Source organism: Exiguobacterium sp. s189, assembly GCF_018617615.1.
Taxonomy (GTDB): domain Bacteria; phylum Bacillota; class Bacilli; order Exiguobacteriales; family Exiguobacteriaceae; genus Exiguobacterium; species Exiguobacterium aestuarii_A.
Map to the genome: position 1 here is coordinate 33,865 of NZ_JACSKM010000002.1, position 20,585 is coordinate 54,449.

General features: G+C 45.4%; 21 protein-coding genes and 1 tRNA gene. 12 read left to right on the top strand and 10 right to left on the bottom strand.

The genetic code is table 11. The features are described from left to right. Window positions 1-38 precede the first annotated feature (38 nt). The 6 genes from KNO99_RS02980 to KNO99_RS03005 all read left to right on the top strand — a co-directional run bounded on the left by KNO99_RS02980 (window position 39) and on the right by KNO99_RS03005 (window position 5,422). Window positions 39-350 carry a hypothetical protein gene (locus tag KNO99_RS02980; RefSeq protein ID WP_026826028.1) on the top strand — a complete coding sequence of 104 codons (312 nt, stop codon included), beginning with the start codon at window positions 39-41 and terminating at the stop codon, window positions 348-350. A gap of 40 nt (window positions 351-390) precedes the next feature. Then, the gene (locus KNO99_RS02985) at window positions 391-1,182 is read left to right on the top strand and encodes a class I SAM-dependent methyltransferase (RefSeq protein WP_214745170.1); all 792 of its coding nucleotides are present in this window, start codon (window positions 391-393) and stop codon (window positions 1,180-1,182) included. Window positions 1,183-1,320: 138 nt separating this feature from the next. Further along, window positions 1,321-3,714, top strand: coding sequence for an immune inhibitor A domain-containing protein (locus KNO99_RS02990; protein ID WP_214745172.1), 2,394 nt, complete (start codon window positions 1,321-1,323; stop codon window positions 3,712-3,714). A 106-nt stretch (window positions 3,715-3,820) separates the two neighbouring features. Further along, window positions 3,821-3,891, top strand: a tRNA-Thr gene (locus KNO99_RS02995). 155 nt (window positions 3,892-4,046) lie between these two features. After that, the gene (locus KNO99_RS03000) at window positions 4,047-4,604 is read left to right on the top strand and encodes a hypothetical protein (protein ID WP_214745174.1); all 558 of its coding nucleotides are present in this window, start codon (window positions 4,047-4,049) and stop codon (window positions 4,602-4,604) included. 122 nt (window positions 4,605-4,726) lie between these two features. Then, window positions 4,727-5,422, top strand: coding sequence for a queuosine precursor transporter (locus tag KNO99_RS03005; protein ID WP_074034510.1), 696 nt, complete (start codon window positions 4,727-4,729; stop codon window positions 5,420-5,422). Between the two features lie 38 nt (window positions 5,423-5,460). Here the strand turns inward: KNO99_RS03005 and KNO99_RS03010 are convergent, their stop codons facing one another. Then, the gene (locus KNO99_RS03010; protein WP_214692196.1) at window positions 5,461-5,709 is read right to left on the bottom strand and encodes a hypothetical protein; all 249 of its coding nucleotides are present in this window, start codon (window positions 5,707-5,709) and stop codon (window positions 5,461-5,463) included. 147 nt (window positions 5,710-5,856) lie between these two features. Here KNO99_RS03010 and KNO99_RS03015 point away from each other — a divergent pair, with 147 nt between their 5' ends. From KNO99_RS03015 to KNO99_RS03025, 3 genes are all read left to right on the top strand, one after another. Beyond that, a complete protein-coding gene (locus KNO99_RS03015; RefSeq protein WP_214745176.1) occupies window positions 5,857-6,213 on the top strand; it encodes a PilZ domain-containing protein in 357 nt (118 codons plus the stop codon). Window positions 6,214-6,301: 88 nt separating this feature from the next. Further along, a complete protein-coding gene (locus KNO99_RS03020; RefSeq protein WP_214745178.1) occupies window positions 6,302-6,943 on the top strand; it encodes a hypothetical protein in 642 nt (213 codons plus the stop codon). A 66-nt stretch (window positions 6,944-7,009) separates the two neighbouring features. After that, a complete protein-coding gene (locus KNO99_RS03025; protein WP_214745180.1) occupies window positions 7,010-7,282 on the top strand; it encodes a hypothetical protein in 273 nt (90 codons plus the stop codon). A gap of 64 nt (window positions 7,283-7,346) precedes the next feature. Here KNO99_RS03025 and KNO99_RS15405 read toward each other — a convergent pair whose 3' ends face one another. Both KNO99_RS15405 and KNO99_RS03030 read right to left on the bottom strand, forming a co-directional pair. Beyond that, window positions 7,347-7,475 (bottom strand): hypothetical protein, encoded by a 129-nt coding sequence (locus tag KNO99_RS15405; RefSeq protein ID WP_256441151.1) that lies wholly within the window; start codon window positions 7,473-7,475, stop codon window positions 7,347-7,349. A gap of 60 nt (window positions 7,476-7,535) precedes the next feature. Continuing rightward, complete coding sequence (locus KNO99_RS03030; protein ID WP_214745182.1) at window positions 7,536-10,199, bottom strand: cation-transporting P-type ATPase; 2,664 nt, start codon at window positions 10,197-10,199, stop codon at window positions 7,536-7,538. 264 nt (window positions 10,200-10,463) lie between these two features. On the opposite strand from KNO99_RS03030, the gene KNO99_RS03035 reads away from it, so the two are divergent. Continuing rightward, the gene (locus KNO99_RS03035) at window positions 10,464-11,498 is read left to right on the top strand and encodes a PTS sugar transporter subunit IIC (protein ID WP_214745183.1); all 1,035 of its coding nucleotides are present in this window, start codon (window positions 10,464-10,466) and stop codon (window positions 11,496-11,498) included. Window positions 11,499-11,545: 47 nt separating this feature from the next. Here KNO99_RS03035 and KNO99_RS03040 read toward each other — a convergent pair whose 3' ends face one another. The 4 genes from KNO99_RS03040 to KNO99_RS03055 all read right to left on the bottom strand — a co-directional run bounded on the left by KNO99_RS03040 (window position 11,546) and on the right by KNO99_RS03055 (window position 14,850). Then, a complete protein-coding gene (locus KNO99_RS03040) occupies window positions 11,546-12,586 on the bottom strand; it encodes a lipid II:glycine glycyltransferase FemX (protein WP_214745185.1) in 1,041 nt (346 codons plus the stop codon). A 215-nt stretch (window positions 12,587-12,801) separates the two neighbouring features. Then, window positions 12,802-13,797, bottom strand: coding sequence for a Gfo/Idh/MocA family oxidoreductase (locus KNO99_RS03045; protein WP_214745186.1), 996 nt, complete (start codon window positions 13,795-13,797; stop codon window positions 12,802-12,804). A 55-nt stretch (window positions 13,798-13,852) separates the two neighbouring features. Next, a complete protein-coding gene (locus KNO99_RS03050) occupies window positions 13,853-14,341 on the bottom strand; it encodes a GNAT family N-acetyltransferase (protein WP_214745189.1) in 489 nt (162 codons plus the stop codon). Window positions 14,342-14,415: 74 nt separating this feature from the next. Then, complete coding sequence (locus KNO99_RS03055; protein ID WP_214745191.1) at window positions 14,416-14,850, bottom strand: OsmC family protein; 435 nt, start codon at window positions 14,848-14,850, stop codon at window positions 14,416-14,418. An 86-nt stretch (window positions 14,851-14,936) separates the two neighbouring features. Here KNO99_RS03055 and cls point away from each other — a divergent pair, with 86 nt between their 5' ends. Continuing rightward, entirely contained in the window at window positions 14,937-16,400 is a 1,464-nt protein-coding gene (cls, locus tag KNO99_RS03060; RefSeq protein ID WP_371743034.1) for a cardiolipin synthase, read from the top strand. 39 nt (window positions 16,401-16,439) lie between these two features. On the opposite strand, the gene KNO99_RS03065 is transcribed toward cls, so the two are convergent. After that, on the bottom strand, window positions 16,440-18,413 hold the full coding sequence (locus KNO99_RS03065; RefSeq protein ID WP_214745195.1) for a methyl-accepting chemotaxis protein: 1,974 nt from the start codon (window positions 18,411-18,413) through the stop codon (window positions 16,440-16,442). Window positions 18,414-18,652: 239 nt separating this feature from the next. On the opposite strand from KNO99_RS03065, the gene KNO99_RS03070 reads away from it, so the two are divergent. Beyond that, window positions 18,653-19,288: a peroxiredoxin-like family protein gene (locus tag KNO99_RS03070; protein ID WP_214745197.1), complete on the top strand. Its 636-nt coding sequence runs from the start codon at window positions 18,653-18,655 to the stop codon at window positions 19,286-19,288. Between the two features lie 59 nt (window positions 19,289-19,347). Here KNO99_RS03070 and KNO99_RS03075 read toward each other — a convergent pair whose 3' ends face one another. Together KNO99_RS03075 and KNO99_RS03080 are read right to left on the bottom strand one after the other, a co-directional pair. Next, window positions 19,348-19,875, bottom strand: a complete 528-nt coding sequence (locus tag KNO99_RS03075; RefSeq protein WP_214745199.1) for a GNAT family N-acetyltransferase — start codon at window positions 19,873-19,875, stop codon at window positions 19,348-19,350. 59 nt (window positions 19,876-19,934) lie between these two features. Next, window positions 19,935-20,582: an alpha/beta family hydrolase gene (locus KNO99_RS03080; RefSeq protein WP_214745200.1), complete on the bottom strand. Its 648-nt coding sequence runs from the start codon at window positions 20,580-20,582 to the stop codon at window positions 19,935-19,937. Window positions 20,583-20,585: the final 3 nt, after the last annotated feature.

The following is a 20,585-nucleotide window of genomic DNA, read 5'->3' on the forward strand; positions in this document are numbered from 1 at the left end:
AGAGACCTTAGGGTTAAACCGCAAAAGAGGTGAAACAGATGTTTACAGAACGAGATGGAATCAAATTGCGTTTGGAACAAATTGACAGATTACTAGTGGATTTGAATCGTGAAGCAAAACAATTGATGGCGCGCCTTCGTGAGTTAGATGCGTCTGGAGAAAATCCGCACGAAGTATCCTTGAAACCTGAAGAACGTGATACGTTGAAATCGTCAATCGACGAAACACTAGAAGCACTTCAAAGCCGTTCAAAACGTCCGGTGAACGTGAACGACGAGAAGAAGAAAGAACTTGCTTCTCACAAAGCACTAATTGACGAACTGTCAGATTTACTCAGTAAGAAAAAATGAGACGCGAGTGCGTCTCATTTTTTATGAAGGAGCCCGTCCCATGTATATCGTAACCACTTGTTTACGTCCGACAGACGAAGTATTGTATCGAGCGCAAAAACATGCCACCACATACAATATGAAATTTGTCGAGCGACGCAAACATTCAATTGAAGAATTGAAAAAGCGGCATCACCAAGATGTACTTGTCTTTGACAAGCGACGTGTTGAGTTCACACCCCTGCAAAGTAAAGAGCCATTCTTTTTTCACCCTTCTAGTTCGGTCTTTCGGGTGAAGCAACTCAGTCGTGGCGGAACAGACCCACTCATTGACGCATTACAAGCAAAACCTGGTGATCGTATATTAGACTGTACGCTCGGACTCGGATCGGACAGTATCGTCATGAGCCATGCCGTCGCTTCAACCGGTAAAGTAATCGGTCTTGAGAGCCAATTCATAACGGCACAGCTCGTCCGAGAAGGCATGTCCGTTTGGGTCGAAAAAGATGAGCAGGTGAATGAGGCGATGCGCCGCATTGAGGTCGTTCATACGAATTCTCTCGAATATTTGAAAACATGTGCGGAAAATTCGTTCGACTGTGTTTACTTTGATCCGATGTTCGAAAAAACAATTTCAGAATCGGTTCATCTGAACCCACTTCGCTCAATCGCCGACACCTCCCCACTCTCAAAAGAGTTGATGGTTGAAGCAAATCGAGTAGCTAAGAAACGAATTGTCTTAAAGGCTCATTTTGAGAGCGATGCCTTCAAACACTATGGTTTTACTCAGGTAAAGCGAAAAACATCGAAGTTCCATTATGGATATATCGACCTGGAGTCTAAGACTATTTAGTACATATTGACTAAATAGGTCTTTAGACTCTTTTTTAGGTTATTATTTTCTGAATATTGACATTAATCAGACACAAACGGTACATTTACAACAAGCTCACACATTTTCCCATTATTTTTTTACAGGAGGTTCATACAAATGAAAAAACGTTCCATCCGTCGAACGACACTCGCGGCTCTCATGACATCTGCCATGACAGTCAGCATCGTTCCGGCTGCTGGTGCTGCACCGCTATCGGTTGCACCATCTGTGCCGACAACGAGCGAGCTTGCTCCGTTCGACCACAACATCATCGACGAGGATCGTCTCGCGAAAGCACTCGAGAAGCGTGGCGTCATCAAAAAAGGATTGTCAGCATCCGAGCGCATGAAGGCGGTCGACGCGTATATCGCGAAAAAACAAGGTGAAGCGAAAGATCCACATAAGCACGATGACGAATTGAATGAGAAGGCTTCAAAAGCAAAAGAGAAGATACATACTCAATTCGAAAAAGAAACTGAACGAATTCTCGACAAAGCGAAAAAAGGTCAAGCGAACTACCGTAAAGGAAAGCCGAACGGTCAAGTGAAGGTTTCTCCGGCACAACAATCGGCATATAACGGGTCGGTTCGTGAAGACAAAGTCCTCGTCCTTCTCGTCGAGTATAGCGACTTCAAACACAATAACATTATTCAAGAAGCAGGCTATATGTATAGTGACAACTTCAGCAAAGAGCACTATGAGAACTATATGTTTGGTGACCAACCATTTGAACTCTTCAACGGAGAAAAGGTTCAAACGTTCAAACAATACTACGAAGAACAATCAGGTGGAAGTTACACGGTCGACGGAGAAGTTTCTGAATGGTTAACCGTACCAGGAACTGCGAAAGACTATGGTGCAGACAAAGGCGATGGTGGTCATGATAACGTCGGTCCTGGTCCGCGACAACTTGTTAAAGATGCATTGAACGCTGCTGTCGCATCAGGAATCAATCTTGCCGAGCACGACCAATACGATCTTTATGACTTGGATGGAGACGGTGACTTCAATGAGCCAGACGGACTCGTCGACCACTTGATGATCATCCACGCTGGTACTGGTCAAGAAGCTGGTGGTGGTGCACTCGGTGACGATGCAGTATGGTCACACCGTTGGGTCCTTAACGGCGTTTATCCGGTAGCAAACACAGAAGCTGCAGTTCCTTACTGGGGCGGTAAAATGGCGGCGTACGATTACACGATTCAACCAGAAGACGGCGCAGTCGGCGTCTTCGCACACGAATTTGGACATGACCTCGGTCTTCCAGATGAGTACGATACGCAGTACACAGGTCAAGGTGAGCCAGTACAATCATGGTCAATCATGAGTGGCGGTAGCTGGGCTGGTAAAGTCGCTGGTACAGAGCCAACAAGCTTCTCACCACAAAACAAAGAGTACTTCCAAAAAATCATGGGTGGTAACTGGGCGAACATCACAGAAGTCGACCTTGAAGATATCAACTCACAAGGTTTTGTCTCACAACTCGACCAATCTGTGACGAAGTCAAACAACCCAGGAATTATCAAAGTCAACCTTCCTGATAAGAAGATTAAAGGAATCGAACCAGCTTATGGCGAGCGCTACTACTACTCGACAAAAGGTGACGACATCCATACGGAAATGGCTACACCTAGCGTGAAACTTGGTGCGGACGGTGTCCTCACATTCGATTCATTCTATGAAGTCGAATCAGATTACGACTACTTGTATGTGAAAGCCGTCAGCGGCGGTAAAGAAGTTGTCCTCGATGTGTTCGGTGACGACGTCAACGGTGCAAACGAAGCTGGATACCCTGCTGAGACGACGAACGGTGCATGGGTCAACAAATCTTATGACCTCTCACAATTCGCTGGACAAGATGTACAGATCGTATTCGAATACGTGACAGATGGCGGCGTCGCAATGAAAGGCTTCGCGGTCGACAACTTGTCAATCCAATCAGAATCAGCAACACTCTTCGCAGACGATGCGGAAGGTGCTGAAGCCGTCACACTTGATGGATTTGTCAACTCAGACGGATACGATTCAAAACCGCATTACTACTACCTCGAATGGCGTAACCATGCCGGGTCGGATATGGGTCTTCTCAACGGCCGTGGCGTGAAATACAACACTGGTCTTGTCGTGTGGTACGGTGATGACTCGTACACAGACAACTGGGTCGGTGTCCACCCTGGTGAAGGCTTCCTCGGTGTCGTCGACTCTCACCCAGAGGCGCTCATCGGAAACTTGAACGGGAAAGAGACAGTTGCAGGTAGCACGCGTTACCAAATCGCTGATGCTGCATTCAGTCTCGATAAGACACTCGCTTGGTACATCGATTCACCAAGTCGTGGTGTGTATGACTACAAAGCACAAGCTGGCGTGAAGCAGTTCAATGATGCGAATTCGTACATCAACTCACTCATCCCAGATGCAGGGCGTAAACTTCCGCAATACGGGCTCGTCATTGACGTTGTCGGTGAAGCGAAAGACAACTCTGCAGGTGCTGTTTGGATCCGCACAAAATAAGGATGAACCATTTGACCTCCAGTCTTCTAACAAAGAAGATTGGAGGTCTTATTATTCTGAAAAAGCTTGAAAAATGGAAGGAACGTGTGTAACATAGTGGTGTAACGCCTCTGTAGGTTAGTGGCAGACCTCAGCAATGGTAATGCTGCAGCACGAGTTCGATTCTCGTCGGAGGCATCAAAAACACCGCTCAACGAAGCGGTTCAGAGCACTTCCTGTTTATGACAGGAGGTGCTTTTTTATACTTATCAATCTAATATCGTTTTGATGAACATTCTGACGACAATCAATGGTACAATTTGGATTACCATATCATTTACAGGAGGGTTTCGATGAAACGAGCACTTGGGATAGGCACAGTCGTAATTTTTTTGGCAGCTTGTTCGCCTAGTTCTGATCAGGACTCAAAACCTGAACCAGTTACAGAAAACACCACAAAAACATCAGAAGAAACCGTCGAAGAATTCACTCTATTTTTCAAAGGCGAACCAACTCAAAAAGAAATTGATATTTTCTGGGGATATTTACGATCCGAAAGTAGCGATGTGCTCGCTGCATTCGCCGAGGGATCAGAAAGTCTTTGGGCTTGCCAAAACACTTGCGAGAAACCTGACTCGACTGAATCCATTAACCTACAAAATAGTTTGGATCAAACCTTTACTAACATCGAAGAATTGCGAGTGGGTCTTGAACACTTAAAAGAATTTGATATCGACCATATTCAACATGTTGAAATCGATTCCGTTCTTCGGTCATTAACCTATTCGCAGGACGTGATCAATCACTTCAAAGAAACGAAGCACCAATTGACATGGAGAGAACAAGCAGACATGCTCGGCAGTGCACGTGGTATTGTAAAAGGTTTGAACATCGAACTGAGCGGTGTCTGATTCCGTTCGTGTCACATGGATCATAGATCAGCCTGAGTGTACCTCACCTTGACATCATTTCCGTTCCTCTATAAACTTGAAAAGTTGAAATCATTGAATAGTTAGAGGAAGGAGCATGATTCATGCTAAACGAATGGTTATGGATTCCTTCTGCCATACTTACACTCGGTCTTCTCGTCCTCAGTTACAAATTGTTCGGACGGGTGGGATTATATGCTTGGATTGCGATGGCTTCGGTTGTCGCAAATATTCAAGTCACACAACAGATTGTAATTGGCGGATACATTTTTACGCTCGGTAACATCGTCTACGGTTCGCTTTATTTAGCGACTGATATTTTGAACGAAAAACACGGACGAGCTGCGGCTCGAAAAGGGGTATGGCTCGGGTTCTTCATTTTGATCGTTTCGACGGTACTCATGCAGTATGCCCTCTTGTATGAACCGTTCGAAGAAGCGCTCTTCATGCACGAAAGTTTTGAGGCACTCTTCTCGATGCTTCCGTTGATCACACTTGGTAGCCTTGCTGCTTACCTCGTCTCTCAATTGTTTGACGTCTTCGTCTACTCGAAGATTCGCGCCAAAACGGGCGAGAAAAAACTTTGGCTCAGAACGACAGGTTCGACTGTGCTCTCACAGTTAATTGATACGTTCACTTTCTGTATCATCGCTTTCTGGGGAATGGATTGGGACATCTGGTGGAATATCTTCATTACGACGTACGTTGCGAAATTCGTGATTGCTTGGATGGCAACACCATTCATGTACTATGCAAAACGTACGAATCCACAAGATGAAACCGAACAAGACGCTGCATAAAATAAGCCGTAACTTCACTGTCGAAGTTACGGCTTTTCTTATGGTCGTTCAATCTGGATACGCACAGCATACGGACGGGCTTCTTCAATCGACGCCGATTCTCGACAGACGGTGATCGCCTTAAACGCATCAATGGCGACCGCTTCGATCGTTTGATCGTTCGTTTCGACTTCAAGAATGGTATAAGCGGGTAAGCGCTCGAGTTTAACCCACTCCCCGTTACGTTTTTTTTCGTAGATGACTGGTGTTTGAATCGAGTAACGTCGGAGTAAATCATGTACATTCATCTGATCTCCTCCCTATTCAAATCGTACACCTATTATAGAAAGCGTTTTCACATTTGTAAAGCGAGCTTATCTAAAAATTATACTTATTTCTACTTCATTTCGAATTGTAAATGTCCGATATAGGGAGTAGAGAAATGGGGTGAATTGATGCGTTATCGCAGACAGGAAACTTTTCGCTATATTCTACCGAATCCCCGTACGATCCCTTATCGACTCGTTTGGGAAGAGAAGGAACTTTATGATGGAGAAGGACTTCTTCTGAATGTGAGCTCACACGGACTGAAATTACGATCCGATTATCTTTTTCCACTATCCGATGATTTGCAGGTTCACTTCGTCCTTGATCTCGTTCCGACTCTTCAACCTATTGAGTTGATTGGACATGTCAGACATCGCAGTCAATTAGGTTCATTATACGATTATGGTATTTTGCTTGATGCCAAAATGGACGAAACGCAACAACTTGTCACGATGATTAAAATGTATGCACGTGAAAATAAATGAGAACATGCGCTATCGCATCTTCTCATTTTTTCGTGTTTCCAAAAGAGGGTATACTACTATTATGACTATCATTGGGTGAGGTGTTCGTATGACGAGAAAATTTTTATTGATTCCATGGGGTGTGGCCATTGCTTTAGCTATTTTTGGTCCGAACGTACCGTTTGACGGGCGATTCTTACTTGATTTCGTGACCTATAATACGGATGCTTACGAAGGCTATTCTCTTTCCTTATTCAGTATTCTAGGTGTATTTCCATTAGCCATGTTCCCGCTGCTTTGGTCAGAAGTGAACCAATTGAAGCCAAATCCGCTGTTTGCGGCAATCAGTAGTTTCTTCGTAGGAGGCTTCTTACTCGCCCCCTATTTGGCTTTCGCGAGACAATCTCCTTATCCAACTCCCGTTAAACCGCTTCCGACACGCATCCTTGGCGTCGTATTGTTGCTGGTGACAATCGGATTGTTTATCGCCGCCGCAAATACAGGGAATGTAGCAGAATATTGGTCGTATGTGGAGAACAACCAGTTCGTCCGAACGATGACCGTCGATTTCTTTTTATTGGCATTTATTCAGATTACGTTAATGAATCGTGATGCGAAACGGTATAAGATGAGCCTTTGGCCTCTTCCATACATTCCGCTCTTCGGCTTGATCTTCTGGCTCATGATCCGGCATCAAAAACCGTTTAACGAGGCACCGCCAAAACGTGAGCGAGTCGAGATGAAACATTGATATCCCGTTTTGTCTCATGAACCGTTATACTAGTTATTAGTTTTTATTATCAAAGGAGATTATCGCATGCGCTATTTTCAAGTCACCTCTTATGTGACTGTTAAGAATGAAGAACTCGTGTTGAATGAATATGTAAAAGTGCCGAATCAAAAAGTAGATCAATTTTTAAAAGAGACGCTAGAGCTTGATCTGTATGACGATCGAGTATCGTTACGTGAATGTGTTGTCGCAAAAGGAAAATGGGAATGCCCCGTCGGTGACTTTGTCATCACAGAGCATACGGATGAGAAGAAATTCAACCGTCTTCAAAATAGCCGTTCCTCAAAGACAAAAAAGTAACCTCGACACGAAAAACCTCCTCGTCTAATCAACGAGGAGGTTTTATTTTTACAAGGTAGTTTGTTTATTCATCCGATTCTTCATCGGGATCTGGATCAGGGTGTTGGGTCGGAGCCGGTTTTTGTGCCGGGTTTGATTCATCATCCGGAATTGGATCTGGATGTACCCCTGGTTGTGATTCGTCTCGTTTCATCGTATCCCTCCTTCATCGTTACTCCATTTGTTTATCCGTTTTGTTTATAGATGAAACGTATCAGTGTATATTTTGATTCCCGATCACTCGTCTTGAGATGGCTTTTTCAATCTCTACGATGATAAATACGACGGCTCCAAATGCCACTGGATAAATCCAATCTTCCCACGTAAGTGGAGCGGTCCCGAATAGCGTATGCATGAACGGAACATACGTGATGAACAATTGTAGGGCGATGAGCAGTCCAGATACGAGGAACGCGATTTTATTGTCGAAGAAACGACGATTGAACGCCGGAACCAACTCAGTGCGACAGTTATATAAGTGGAACAACTGTGCCATGACAATCGCATTTAAAGTAATGGTCTGTAATTTCTCGGTCGAGTAATCGAAATCTCCAAGCATGTAGTTGATCCATAAACTACCTCCCCCGATTAATATCGACACGAACGTGACACGGAAGATGTAATAGCGACTGAGAAGTGGTACGTTCGCCGGTCGTGGAGGACGCTTCATCGTACTCTCTTCAAGTGGTTCAAAGGCAATCGCCAATGAAAGCGTAATCGCGACGACCATGTTGACCCATAAGATTTGAACTGGGCTGAGTGGAGCTGCTGCCCCGAGTAAAATACTCATCGCAACGAGTAACGCCTGTCCACCGTTCGTAGGGAGTAGGAAGAGAATCGTTTTCTTCAAGTTGTCATAGACACGTCGACCTTCACGGACGGCGTTATAGATGGTTTTGAAGTTATCATCGACAAGAACCATTTGAGAGGCTTCTTTTGCGACTTCCGTCCCTTTGATCCCCATTGCGACCCCGATATCGGCACGTTTTAAGGCTGGCGCATCGTTCACACCGTCTCCGGTCATCGAGGTGATCAATCCATTCTCTTGTAACCCTTTCACGAGACGAAGTTTATCGTTCGGACTCGTTCGGGCGAATACGTCATTATGAACCGACGCTTCTTTGATTTCTTCATCAGACATGTCTGTCAGCTCTCGACCCTCGAGCGCCCCTTCCACTTCCATACCGAGTTCTTTTGCGATGGCGACAGCCGTATCCTTATGGTCACCCGTGATCATTTTAATTCGGATTCCAGCATCGCGACACGCGGCGACTGCGTCAATCGCCTCTTGACGTGGCGGATCGACGATACCAAACAAACCGAGGAAAGTCAGACCATCTTCAACATCCTCATGATCAATCGATTGTTTTGAACTGTCGACACGTTTTAATCCAGCACCAAGGACTCGCTGACCGCGGTCGGCAATCTCTTTTCGTTTTTCATCCCAATATTCTTGTTTGAATCCGTCTGTTGTCGCCATATCAAATAAGCGATCCGGAGCCCCTTTCACGAAGATCATGCGCTCGTCTTTATACTCAACGAGCGTCGCCATGTATTTATACTCTGAGTCAAATGGGATTTTAGAGATGACTTTAAGACGCTCAATCGGGCGCTCCGCTTTCTCAGCGACAGTTAATAAACACGCCTCGGTCGGGTCCCCATTGATGATCCAATTCCCATCTTCTTCGTTCAATTGTGCATCGTTACACGTCTTCCCAACAGTCAATAGATCAATCATTGACTCATCGTCATCCAAGTCAAACGGTTGACCGTTCAATTCTAAGTCTCCGTTTGGTGCATACCCGCTCCCTGACACCTCAATGTCATGTTTCGCCGTCACGATTTGTTTGACAGTCATCTCATTTTTCGTCAACGTTCCGGTCTTATCAGTACAGATGACCGAGACTGCACCTAACGTTTCAACAGACGGCAGACTTCGCACAATTGCTTTTTGTTCAGCCATATTCCGGACCCCGAGCGCCAAGATAATGGAGATGACAGCTGGTAATCCTTCCGGAATGGCCGCGACTGCTAGACCAATCGTCGTTAACATGAGTTCGACTGGTTCATAATCTCGTAAGAAATAACCGAATGCATAAATAATGACAGAGATAATTAGGATAGCGATGGAGACCGTCTGTCCAAACTTTGTCGTCTGACGAATCAGTGGCGTCTTCACGGTTTGTACTTCTGAAATCGACGCATTAATTTGACCAAGTTCCGTACCTTCTCCGATTGCCGTCACAATGGCTTTCGCACTTCCCGTCGCCACACTCGTTCCTGAATAGACCATGTTCTTTCGATCTGCGAGCACGGCCTCTTCTTTAACGACGTCTGGTTTTTTCTCGACCGTTGTGGCCTCACCGGTCAATGCGGATTCTTCCACTTTAAATTTTTCTGCTTGAATGACCCTTGCGTCAGCCGGTACTTTGTCGCCTGCAGCGAGAACGAGTATGTCACCGACGACGAGATCACTTGAATCAATCTCGAATTGTTTACTATCGCGAATGACGGTCGCTTTCGTCTCTAACAACTTTTTGATTCCTTCTAATGCTTCTTCCGCTTTATTCTCTTGAAGATAACCGACAACCCCGATGACCGTCACAACCAAGACGATGACAATCGTATCGATATATTCGCCAAGAAAACCGGTGACAACTGCCGCTCCTAAAAGGACGTAAACGAGAATATCATTGAACTGTCTTAAAAATTTTATGATTTCAGGTGTCTTCTCCTTCTCAGGTAGAACGTTCTTTCCGAACTCCTCCTGCCGATTGGTGACCGTTTGCTTCGAGAGACCAGATTCTACATCAGTCTCCACATGGGACTGAACCTCGTCTACTTCGAGCGCATGCCATTCCCTGTTTTCGTTCTGCATGTTCTTTCCTCCTCGACCAATACTTTATGAAAACATCTATCCCCTATCTGTTCCCAATCTGATGCGGCTCGACACGTCCAAACTTGTATAATTGATGTCATTTTTCAAAGAAAACGCTCCCATGATTTTTTGTTTCTTCATGTAAACGGTATCATGAATCAATTTTGATTTTTCTGATGAAAATGGCTTTACAGAAGCCTTTCAATCATTGAATATAGAAGAAATTATGAATGAATACAGATAGATAGAAAGAAGGAAGAGTTTATGGTCATTATTCAAGGAATTGCACTTTTACTGCTCATCCTCGCCTTGTTCACACTTTTCAGTTACAAGGCGCCATTCGGAATGAAAGCGATGGGCGCATTGGCAGGTGCGGCAATCGCAAGCTTTCTCGTCGAAGCATTCAACGCTTATGCCATCGGCGGATTACTGCCTCTCCCTTTATATGAAGAAGTCGGGCAGGCAGCCGGTTCATTATCTGGTCCTGCTGCCGCGGCACTCGTTGCCATCGCACTCGGAATCAACCCCGTCTATAGCTTAATGATTGGATTATCCGTGTCTGGTTTCGGGATCCTTCCTGGATTTTTCGCAGGATACATCTTGGCTCTGGCTGGCACACGAATCAATCGCTATCTCCCGACGGGTGTCGATATGATTTTCTACGTGATTGTGATGGCACCGCTCGCACGTCTCGTCGCTACTGGCGTGGACCCACTAGTCTCAAATACACTTGCACAAATCGGTGCAGTCATTGAACTCGCAGCGACACAAAACCCGGTCGTCATGGGGCTCGTTCTCGGAGGAATCGTCACGGTCGTATCGACGTCACCTCTCAGCTCCATGGCTTTGACAGCGATGCTTGGATTGACCGGTGTACCGATGGCGATTGCCGCTCTCGCGTTGACCGCATCCATCTCGATGAACTACCTGTTGTTCCGTCAATTGAAAATCGGTACGAAGAAAGATCAACTTTCTGTAGCCATTGAACCGTTGACACAGGCCGACCTCATCTCGGCGAATCCAATCCCAATCTACAGTGTAAACTTTGTAGGAGGCGCAATCGCAGGATTAATTGTAGCGATGACCGGTATGATCAATGATGCCCCCGGGTCGGCTGCGGGTATTCCTGGTCTACTCGTCATGTATGGTTTCAACGACTGGCAGACCGTCACACTGACAGCTGTTGTTTTATTCATCCTTGGAATCGGATTCGGATTGATTGGAAGTCGACTCTTTAAAAACTTCCCGATTGTCCGGCATACCGAAAAGGTTGAATCGACAGAAGAAGATGCCGCATAAAAAAATCGATGCACGCTCGAACGGTTTGTTCAGCGGCATCGATTTTTTTATTTTGCTTTCGGGAGTGCGGCCTCTATTCTGACAGGAGTGCGATAGATTGGAAAATAATCAGACAATCCATACCGTTGAATATGCTTTGCATTTAATTGCTGATAAACCTGTTCGTTGAATACAAATTGACCAATGTAGTAAGGGAGCGGTTCATCTCCGGAAAAGCTCAATTTAAAGTCATAGAGTGCATCTTGACCGGCAGCCCCTCCTCCGAGATGCAGATGAAGTTTACCCTTTTCACCCGCACGACGAATCATTTCACTGAAGAGGAAATGGTTGGGACGGAGAGGTAAGTATTCCTTAAGAGACCCTCCAAGGTGATAATTGGCTCCCTCATCTCCGTACAATATCAGAACTCCTGCAATCACGGTGTTTTCAAACACAGCAAATAGAAATTCCGCTTCAAAGGATTCGCTCGTCAGTAACTGAGTGAAATAAGACTCAGGATAATAGTAGTCTTCAATCGCATCCCGACGATTCATGGTCGCCTCATAAAGATGCATAAATGTGTGAATGTCAGAGGCGTCACCACGCACGACAGTCAACTGTTCACGGATGGCTCGTTTCACGTTTCGCTTCGTCATTTTATGGAATCGCTCAGTCAAGTATTCATACGGTTCATCTAGTTGGACATGGACGGTCTGTCGTACTGGAATTGTTCTCCCGAATGTTTCCATAATGATCTCATCAATTCTTAATGGATGATAACGAATCGTTTCGGTCACCGTTTTCTCGTTCTCCTTGCGTTTAATGAAATGTTGCCTTGCGACTTTCACTTCATCATCTGTGAACTTCCCAACACGAAACGGACCACCATATCCATAAGCTGTCACAAGGTCATCATATTTTTCATTGATTCGGCGACGGATATATGGATATACAAGCATCCCTTTTGACGTGACGGCGAGAAACAGCTCTGGTGAGTCGTTCGATTCACAGTTCACTTTGACATAATCGAAATGATCATACGCATCGCATGTTGTTAGATCCAACCATTTTTCCCATTCCATTTGGTCTTTGATGATTTTGAATTCCATCATCTCATCCCCTTTTCAGTAAGTGATTTCCATAACCACTTTTCCCATTAAAGGATGAGCACACCAGTGAAGAATTTAACTTTTTGTTGTTAACAATCAATATCCGTTTAAAGTAATTCATGAAATAAATATCGTTATTTCTTTTTACGTTTTTGTTCAAAAAAAGAACGAACTCGCACTTAGGCGAATTCGTTCTTATAGAAGTCTTAAGGACATCAATCTACTGAAATCACTTGACCCGTCTCGGACGATTGTCGAGCGAGTTCGATCATTTGCGTCGTGAGTGTCGCATCCTTCAATGAAACGACAGGTTGTCGTGTCTGATCACTTTCGGCTAACTGATGATAATACATCAAATAGTCACCTTTCTCGACTTGAATCGTTTCAACCTCATCTGTCGACAAGATCCCAGTCTCTAACACGTCACTCGCCAACTTTCCATGCTTCAGTGCCTCTTCCTGAGGATCGAGCCCGAACTTCACGAAGCTACCTTTCGTACCATGGACTTCGAATCGGGGAGTTTCGCCAGCGATGAATGGATTCGAGCGAAGATACACTCGCTTCTCTCCATAATAGAATGTCACATAGAATCCGTCGTCAGACTGTCCACCATCGCGTTGAATCATCACATCCGCTTGAATCTTGTCAGGTTTTCCGAACAAGGCGAGCGTCTGATCGATGAGATGACTTCCTAAGTCAAACAAAATCCCTGATCCCGGACCTGCATTTTCACGCCAACGGTCACGTACATTCGGTCGGAAACGATCAAATCGCGATTCGATCACTTTCCAATCCCCTAATACATTTGAGTCGAGCAATGACTTGATGGTTAAAAAATCACCGTCATAACGACGGTTCTGATAGACGTTGACGATGCCTGCTGACTTCGCTTCCAGTTCCATCAACTCGGATCCTTCTGCCGTTGTCAGGAATGCGGGTTTTTCAACCAACACATCTTTTCCCGCCTTGAGACAGGCAACAATCATCTCTTTATGTAAATGCGATGGTGTCGTGATGACATACAAAGAAGCATCTGTTTGAAGCGCCTCGTCTAATGTCGCATACACCTTGGCATCTGGTAATTCAGTCTTTACTTCATCCGGACGGGATGACACGACCCCGCTCACTTCAAAAGTGTCAATCGCCTTTAAAAACGGCAGATGGAACGTATTCGCCGAAAAGCCGAACCCGACCAAAATGGTTTTAATCATGAAAACTCCTCCTTTTCGCTCTTATCATTGTATCAAAAAAAGGGTCCAAAGACCCTTATGCACTCATGCTCTCATCTAATCTGTATTCGAACGTATTGTACCCGTTTCGTGAATCGACAAAGACGAAACCAAAACGAGGATAATAACTATTTAGAAATTCATTGTCAGCGACACAATCTAGACGGATTGGTTCATCATCATCGGCTTCCTCTAGCACGTGCTCCATGAGCTGCTGACCGACGCCACGACCTTTTAGCTTTTCGCTGACGACGATTCGATGGATATATTGTCCACGCTCACTGTCGTCCCACAAGTTGTCATCCCAGTCGTCCGGGGGTAACAAAGCGATTGAAGCTAAAATTTGTTGGTCATCTTCAAAGACATATACACTGCCTTCTGCAATGTCAGTGCGCACACGCTCTACGAGGTCCTGTTCCAAATATTCGGTCCATTGGTCGCTTCCTTGTTCATTTAGCGCTACGGCTCGTTGTTCGATTAGGTTCGCGATGTTGTTGGCATCGCGCTTCGTCGCGAGTCGAATCATAACGTCCTCCTTTAGTTATACAGTATTTGAAATACAAATATAACGGAGAACAGATTGCCTTTCAACCATCTTGCTCACTGTTGAAGTTCGAACGGCGTGACCTCGCTATCGTTCAATTGATAGCTAAAAGATAAAGTCGCGTTGAGACTATGCGAAACAGAACAATAGCGTTCAACGGATAGTTCAATCGCACGTCGCACTCGCTCTTCCGACATGTCGCCTTTCAGAATATACAAGATGTGAATGGCTGTAAAGCGTTTCGGATGATCGATTGCCCGAACCCCATCAATCTTCATTTCGAACGATTCTAACGGTTGACGCATCTTATGCAAAATGGAGACGATATCGATCCCCGTGCAAGATGCGGTGGCGTGAAGTAACATCTCAGTCGGACGAGGTCCCGTGTCGAGACCGCCTACGTCCTCGGACGCATCAAGTGTCACCGTGTGCCCCGATGGCGTATGCGTCTCAAACGCCATGCCTTGCTTCCATACGACTTCCATGTTCATTGTCTTCTCCCCCCTATTTCATTTGATAGCAACCTATTCCCGCATTTGATGTATGATTAAGCTACAAATCGATTTTTAAGGGGTGTATGTTGTTGGATTGGTCCATTATTTTCAGTTGGGGGCTATATATCGTCCTCGGGTTAAACTTATTGTTCGCACTCGCCGTCATTTTTGCCGAAAGACGTGACGTTGGCGCGACTTGGGCCTGGTTGCTCGTCCTATTTTTCTTGCCGGTGCTCGGGTTTATCATTTACCTTTTCCTCGGGCGACAACTCAAAAAGGATAACTTTTATAATTTGAGTGTGGAAGAACGCTCTTTTCATGCGCTACAAGTAGAAGCACAGCTCGAACAGATCCACACACGTCAGACGCAACTTGCGCAGCCACTGTTCGAAAAGTATGACCAACTGCTTCAAATGAACTTGCGCTCTTCAAAATCATTGATTAGTGTACATAACCGTTCCCTCATCTTACATGACGGCGAACAAAAGTTTAAGGCGTTGATGGATGACATCCGCTCCGCTGAAACCGAAATCAATATCCAGTACTATATCATCCAGCGTGATGCTCTCGGACAAGCACTCTTAAAGGAATTGATTGAACGAGCGAAAGCGGGTGTCAAAGTCCGACTCCTTTACGACGCGGTCGGTTCTAGAAGTCTTAGAAACTCTGACTTTAAAGAATTAATTGCGAACGATGGGGAAGTACGCGTCTTCTTCCCACCGACACTTGGGATGATCAATTTTAAGTTGAACAACCGCAACCACCGAAAAGTCGTCATCATCGATGGGAAGGTCGGGTATGTCGGTGGCTTTAATGTCGGGACCGAATATCTCGGACTCGTTGAGAAGTTCGGATATTGGCGCGATACCCATTTACGCGTCGAAGGAGACGTCGTCTACAATCTCCAGCACCGCTTCATCCTGGACTGGAATTACTCAGGTCACCGCAAGCATGACCCGGAGAATACGTTCTGCTTCGCGAGACATGAGATTAAAGACAATTCGCCAATGCAAATCGTCACGAGCGGTCCAAACTCGGATACCGAACATTTAAAAAATATGATGATTAAAATGATCATGTCAGCGAAACGACGGGTCGTCATCCAAACCCCTTATTTCATACCCGACACGAGTTTTATGGATGCATGTAAGATGGCACTTCATTCTGGCGTTCAGATGGACATCATGATCCCAGGAAAACCGGACCACCCGTTCGTCATGTGGGCATCGCTCTCCTTCCTTGGAGAGTTGCTCGATTATGGGGCAAACGTCTATCTGTATGATGAAGGCTTCCTCCACGCGAAGACGCTTGTCGTCGATGATGAGATTGCGACGGTCGGAACGACGAATTTGGATGCCCGAAGTTTCCGTCTCAACTTTGAAGTGAACGCAGTCATTTACGACGAACGCGTCGCCCTCGAACTTGTTTCTTTATTTGAAACAGACACGGCGGTCAGTCGCAGGTATACGATGGAAGACTATGAAAAGCGGAAATGGACAGTACGTGCTCGGGAGGGTGTCTCACGACTCCTCAGCCCGATTTTATAACGAAAGAAGCAGAGCTCGGCGCTCTGCTTCTTTTTCATTTTATAGTTTGAATCGTGAGACGAGGTCTTGTAGTTCTTCTGCCATCGTCGCGAGTGCCTTCGCCGATTGTGACACTTCTTCAATCGATTTCAACTGGTCGTCTGTCGTCGCTGCGACTTGTTTGGAGACACTTGAGTTCTCGTCGGCGATGTCAGCAATTTGGGATGCGGTCGCCGCTACTTCTTGGACGTTTGCCGCAATCTCCTCGACTGTTGCCGTCACATCTTCGATTCGCGGTGTCATCGCGACCGTGCGTTCTTTGATTTTCTCAAATCGGTCTGCTGTCATTTCTGAAGAAATGAGACCGGCTTTCGTATGAGTGGATACTTCTTGCATCAAGTAAACGGATTGCTCCGTCTCCTGTTTGATGCGGTCAATCAATGCCGCAATTTGTTTCGTCGACTGTTGGGACTGTTCCGCAAGCTTTCGGACCTCACTCGCCACGACGGCGAACCCTTTCCCATTCTCACCGGCACGTGCCGCTTCAATCGCTGCGTTTAAAGCGAGCAGGTTCGTCTGTTCTGCAATCCCGTTGATGACTGAGACGATTTCCCCGATCTCACTTGAACGATGTGCCAACGATTGGATGACACCTTCAAACGTGACGACCGATGCATCGATTGCCTGCATCTGTTTAACGTTCTCTCGCACGGTCGTTGATCCATCTTCTGCTTCATTTGACGTCTCTCGTGATAGTTCAGACACGTCCATCGAGCTCTCTGAGATGCGCATGATTCCAGATGTGATGGCCTGGAGTGACATCGCGTTGTCATCGAGCTGACGTTTTGAACCATCGGCACTGACCGCCATCTGGTCGACCGCACGAGCAATTTGTTCTGAAGAAGCGGAATTATGTGCGGAGTTCGCCATCAATTCCTGCGAAGATGCTGCGACTTGACTAATTGAATCGTCTAGACGAAGTAATACCATTCGCAGTGAGGCACTCATCTCATTGAAACTCTCTGAAACACGACCGATCTCATCGTTCGATAAGACGCTGATTGGTTCAGTCAAATCGCCGGACTTGATCCGTTCTGCCCCCTCGGTTAATAAGCGTAGAGGGCGCAAAATCGACCGAAGAACGAAATATAGAAGAATAGCCGCCACACCGAACATACCGATAATGACGAACACGGTCGTCCAAAGGATGCCGACAGTCTCGTCTTGAATTTCGCCATCGTATAGGGTCCCTGTGATTTTCCACCCTGTGAGCGGGTTCGTCACGAACGCTTTTTCGACACCCTCTCCTTTCTCTTCAGCGGACAGGATTCCCTCATCTGTTGCAAAGACAGATTCCATCGATGACTCTTCTGATTTCTCTCCGACAGCAATCGATGGATGAATGACGACTTGTTGGGCCTCATCGAAGATGGCCACATATCCTTCTTCACCGATTTGAATATTCTTTGCGACTTCTGCAATATCATTCACGTCCACATCAACCGCCACGACCCCGCGACCATCTGCCGTCTTTTTAGAGACCGTGATCATCATTTTTTGAGAAGTGGCATCTACGTATGGATTCGTGATGGCGACGTCTTGACCACTCGCTTCTGCCGCCTCATACCAAGGACGAGTCCGTGGATCGTACCCTTCCGGCAATTCTTGCTCAGGATAGATCGTCATCGTACCTTCCGCTGAGGCAAAATAAATATTTGTCACTTTAGGGTGTGTGTCTAAGTATTCCGTGAACTTTTCTGCTAACGCTTGATTGTCTTCACCTTCTTCATAGATGGATGCATCAATCCGATTGGAGAAGAATGAAATGTCCGTCTGAATCGGAGCAATCAAATTCGTCACTTCATTATTCATCCGGTCTACCCCCGAATTGACAGACTGGATCATTTGTGACTCGATTTTTTGTTTCGCCTGTGTATAAGCGACGACTCCGATCAATGTTGCTGGAATGAGTAGTAATAGGACTGATAAGACAATTAATTTTTGTTTGATGCTGATGGTACGTTTCTGTCTCATAAAACATCTCCTTACCCCGAATAGAATGTTCAAGAAGCATCGGTATGGATACCGAATCCTCCTTAGGTTACTTACAATATCGGTTAGGAAAAATAGATGTTAATCATTGATTGAATTATTCGAAAATTATTTTTCGGAAGCTGAAATGGAGTTTCACTTTATTCAGAACATAACGACAAATCATTATATTCGTAATCTAAAATGTATTCAGTTAACATATCGGAAAAGGGGGTAAAAACATGAATACATTATTGGAAGAAATCAAAGCGTATAAAGATCAATTCAAGCAAAAAGCGCCAGCCGAAAAACAACGTTTGATGGCGCAGGCGACACAAGAATTGAAAGAATCAGGGGTGGCTACCGGTTTAGCAGTTGGGGATCAAGCTCCGCTGTTTGAATTGCCTCATGCGGATGGGACAGAAGTCGGTTTGAAAACACTCCTTGAAAAAGGACCTGTCATCGTCACGTTTTATCGCGGTGGATGGTGCCCATACTGTAACCTCGAACTCCGAGCGTATCAGCGAGAATTGGCACAAATTGAGGAAAAGGGTGCGACGCTCGTGGCAATCAGCCCGGAGACTCCTGATTACTCACTATCTACGAAAGAGAAGAATGAGCTTGATTTTTACGTGTTAAGCGACGTGGATAATCAAGTCGCACGCCAATTTGACCTTGTCTTTGATATGCCGGATTATTTGATTGAGATTTATGAGGCATCTGGTCTTCACGTCGATGCACATAACGGCAATGAGGACTGGCAACTTCCGAAGCCAGCGACGTTCATCATCCAAGCGGATGGTACGATTTCATTCAGTGATGTGCCCGCTGACTATACAGAACGAGTCGACCCGAAAACGGTCGTTGAAAAACTATAAATGAAAAAGGAGGTGACGTGTGTCATCTCCTTTTCTGTAACCCATTCGATTAATCGTCTTCATTTATAAAATTCCTCATGTAGTATTCCATACACCATGCTATCGGTCCATTCATTCTTATTCCAATAGTCCTTCAAGAAATGAGCTTCTTTTCTCATTCCGATTCGCTCGCATAATTTTTGGGAAGCGACATTCCTTGCATCAAGATTGGCTTGTATTCGATGTAGGTTGAACTCATGGAACAATTTTTCAAGTAATCCCTTAACTGCTTCAGTCGCATACCCTTTTCCTGAATGTGAATCAGAAAAACAATACCCGATTTCTACCGTTTCTTTCATTCCCGTATACCAGACCGCGAGATCTCCAATCACTTCACCTTGATGTACGACCGCTAAATTTAACGTACCTGTCTCGGTAAGAGTAGAATTCGTTAGTTTTTTAGCAAATGCTTCGTTCATGTTTTCAGAGGTCCATGGCTCATGTAAGAGATATCTACACACGTCAGCATTTTTATAGATGTTGAATGTGGCAGGCAGATCATTCTTTCTGAATGTTCTGATTTCCAAACGTTCAGTGGTAAATTCCAAATCGATTCCCCCTTGTAGATGGTGATGAGTATCCTATGAACACTCACCACCTTACAACTTTATGATGCAATGATAAATTGCTCAACGCGCTTGAGAAGTGTTTCAAGTAACCGGAGTGACCGGTATGTCTCTCCTGTGTACTCGAGACTATGATTCATCTCCTCGACAATCTCGAGTTCGGTCAAGCCCAGTTGTTCAAGATACTTCATTCTCTCATCTATATAATGTTGGTCCGCTGTTCCCATAAGCACGAGCTGTTTACCTTTATGGGACAGGATTGCTTCGTATATGTCGTCTTGTTTCAACAACGGTGTCAACCAAACCAGTTTGGCATCATGAAACACGTTTCGGGTACGCTCACTTGCCATCGCCATCGTACCGAGCGATTTCCCGACGATTATGTATTCATTAATAGAATGGAATTGTAGCACTTGGTCGATGACGAGACGAACATCGTCAACAATCGCCACTGATACATCGACTGAATCATACCGCTCATCCCGATAATTGTAGTTGATTTCAAGAACGTTCAATCCATTCTCTAAACAAAGTGCTGTCGTGTATCGAAACATCGGGGAATCATTCGTATATCCGTATCCGGGCAACAACATCACGAGCGTGTCGGATGACGAATCAGGTTGCAGGAACGAATACGAGACAGGTATTCCGTTTGTCCCAACGACTTGACCATCTGTTACTTCATGCATATC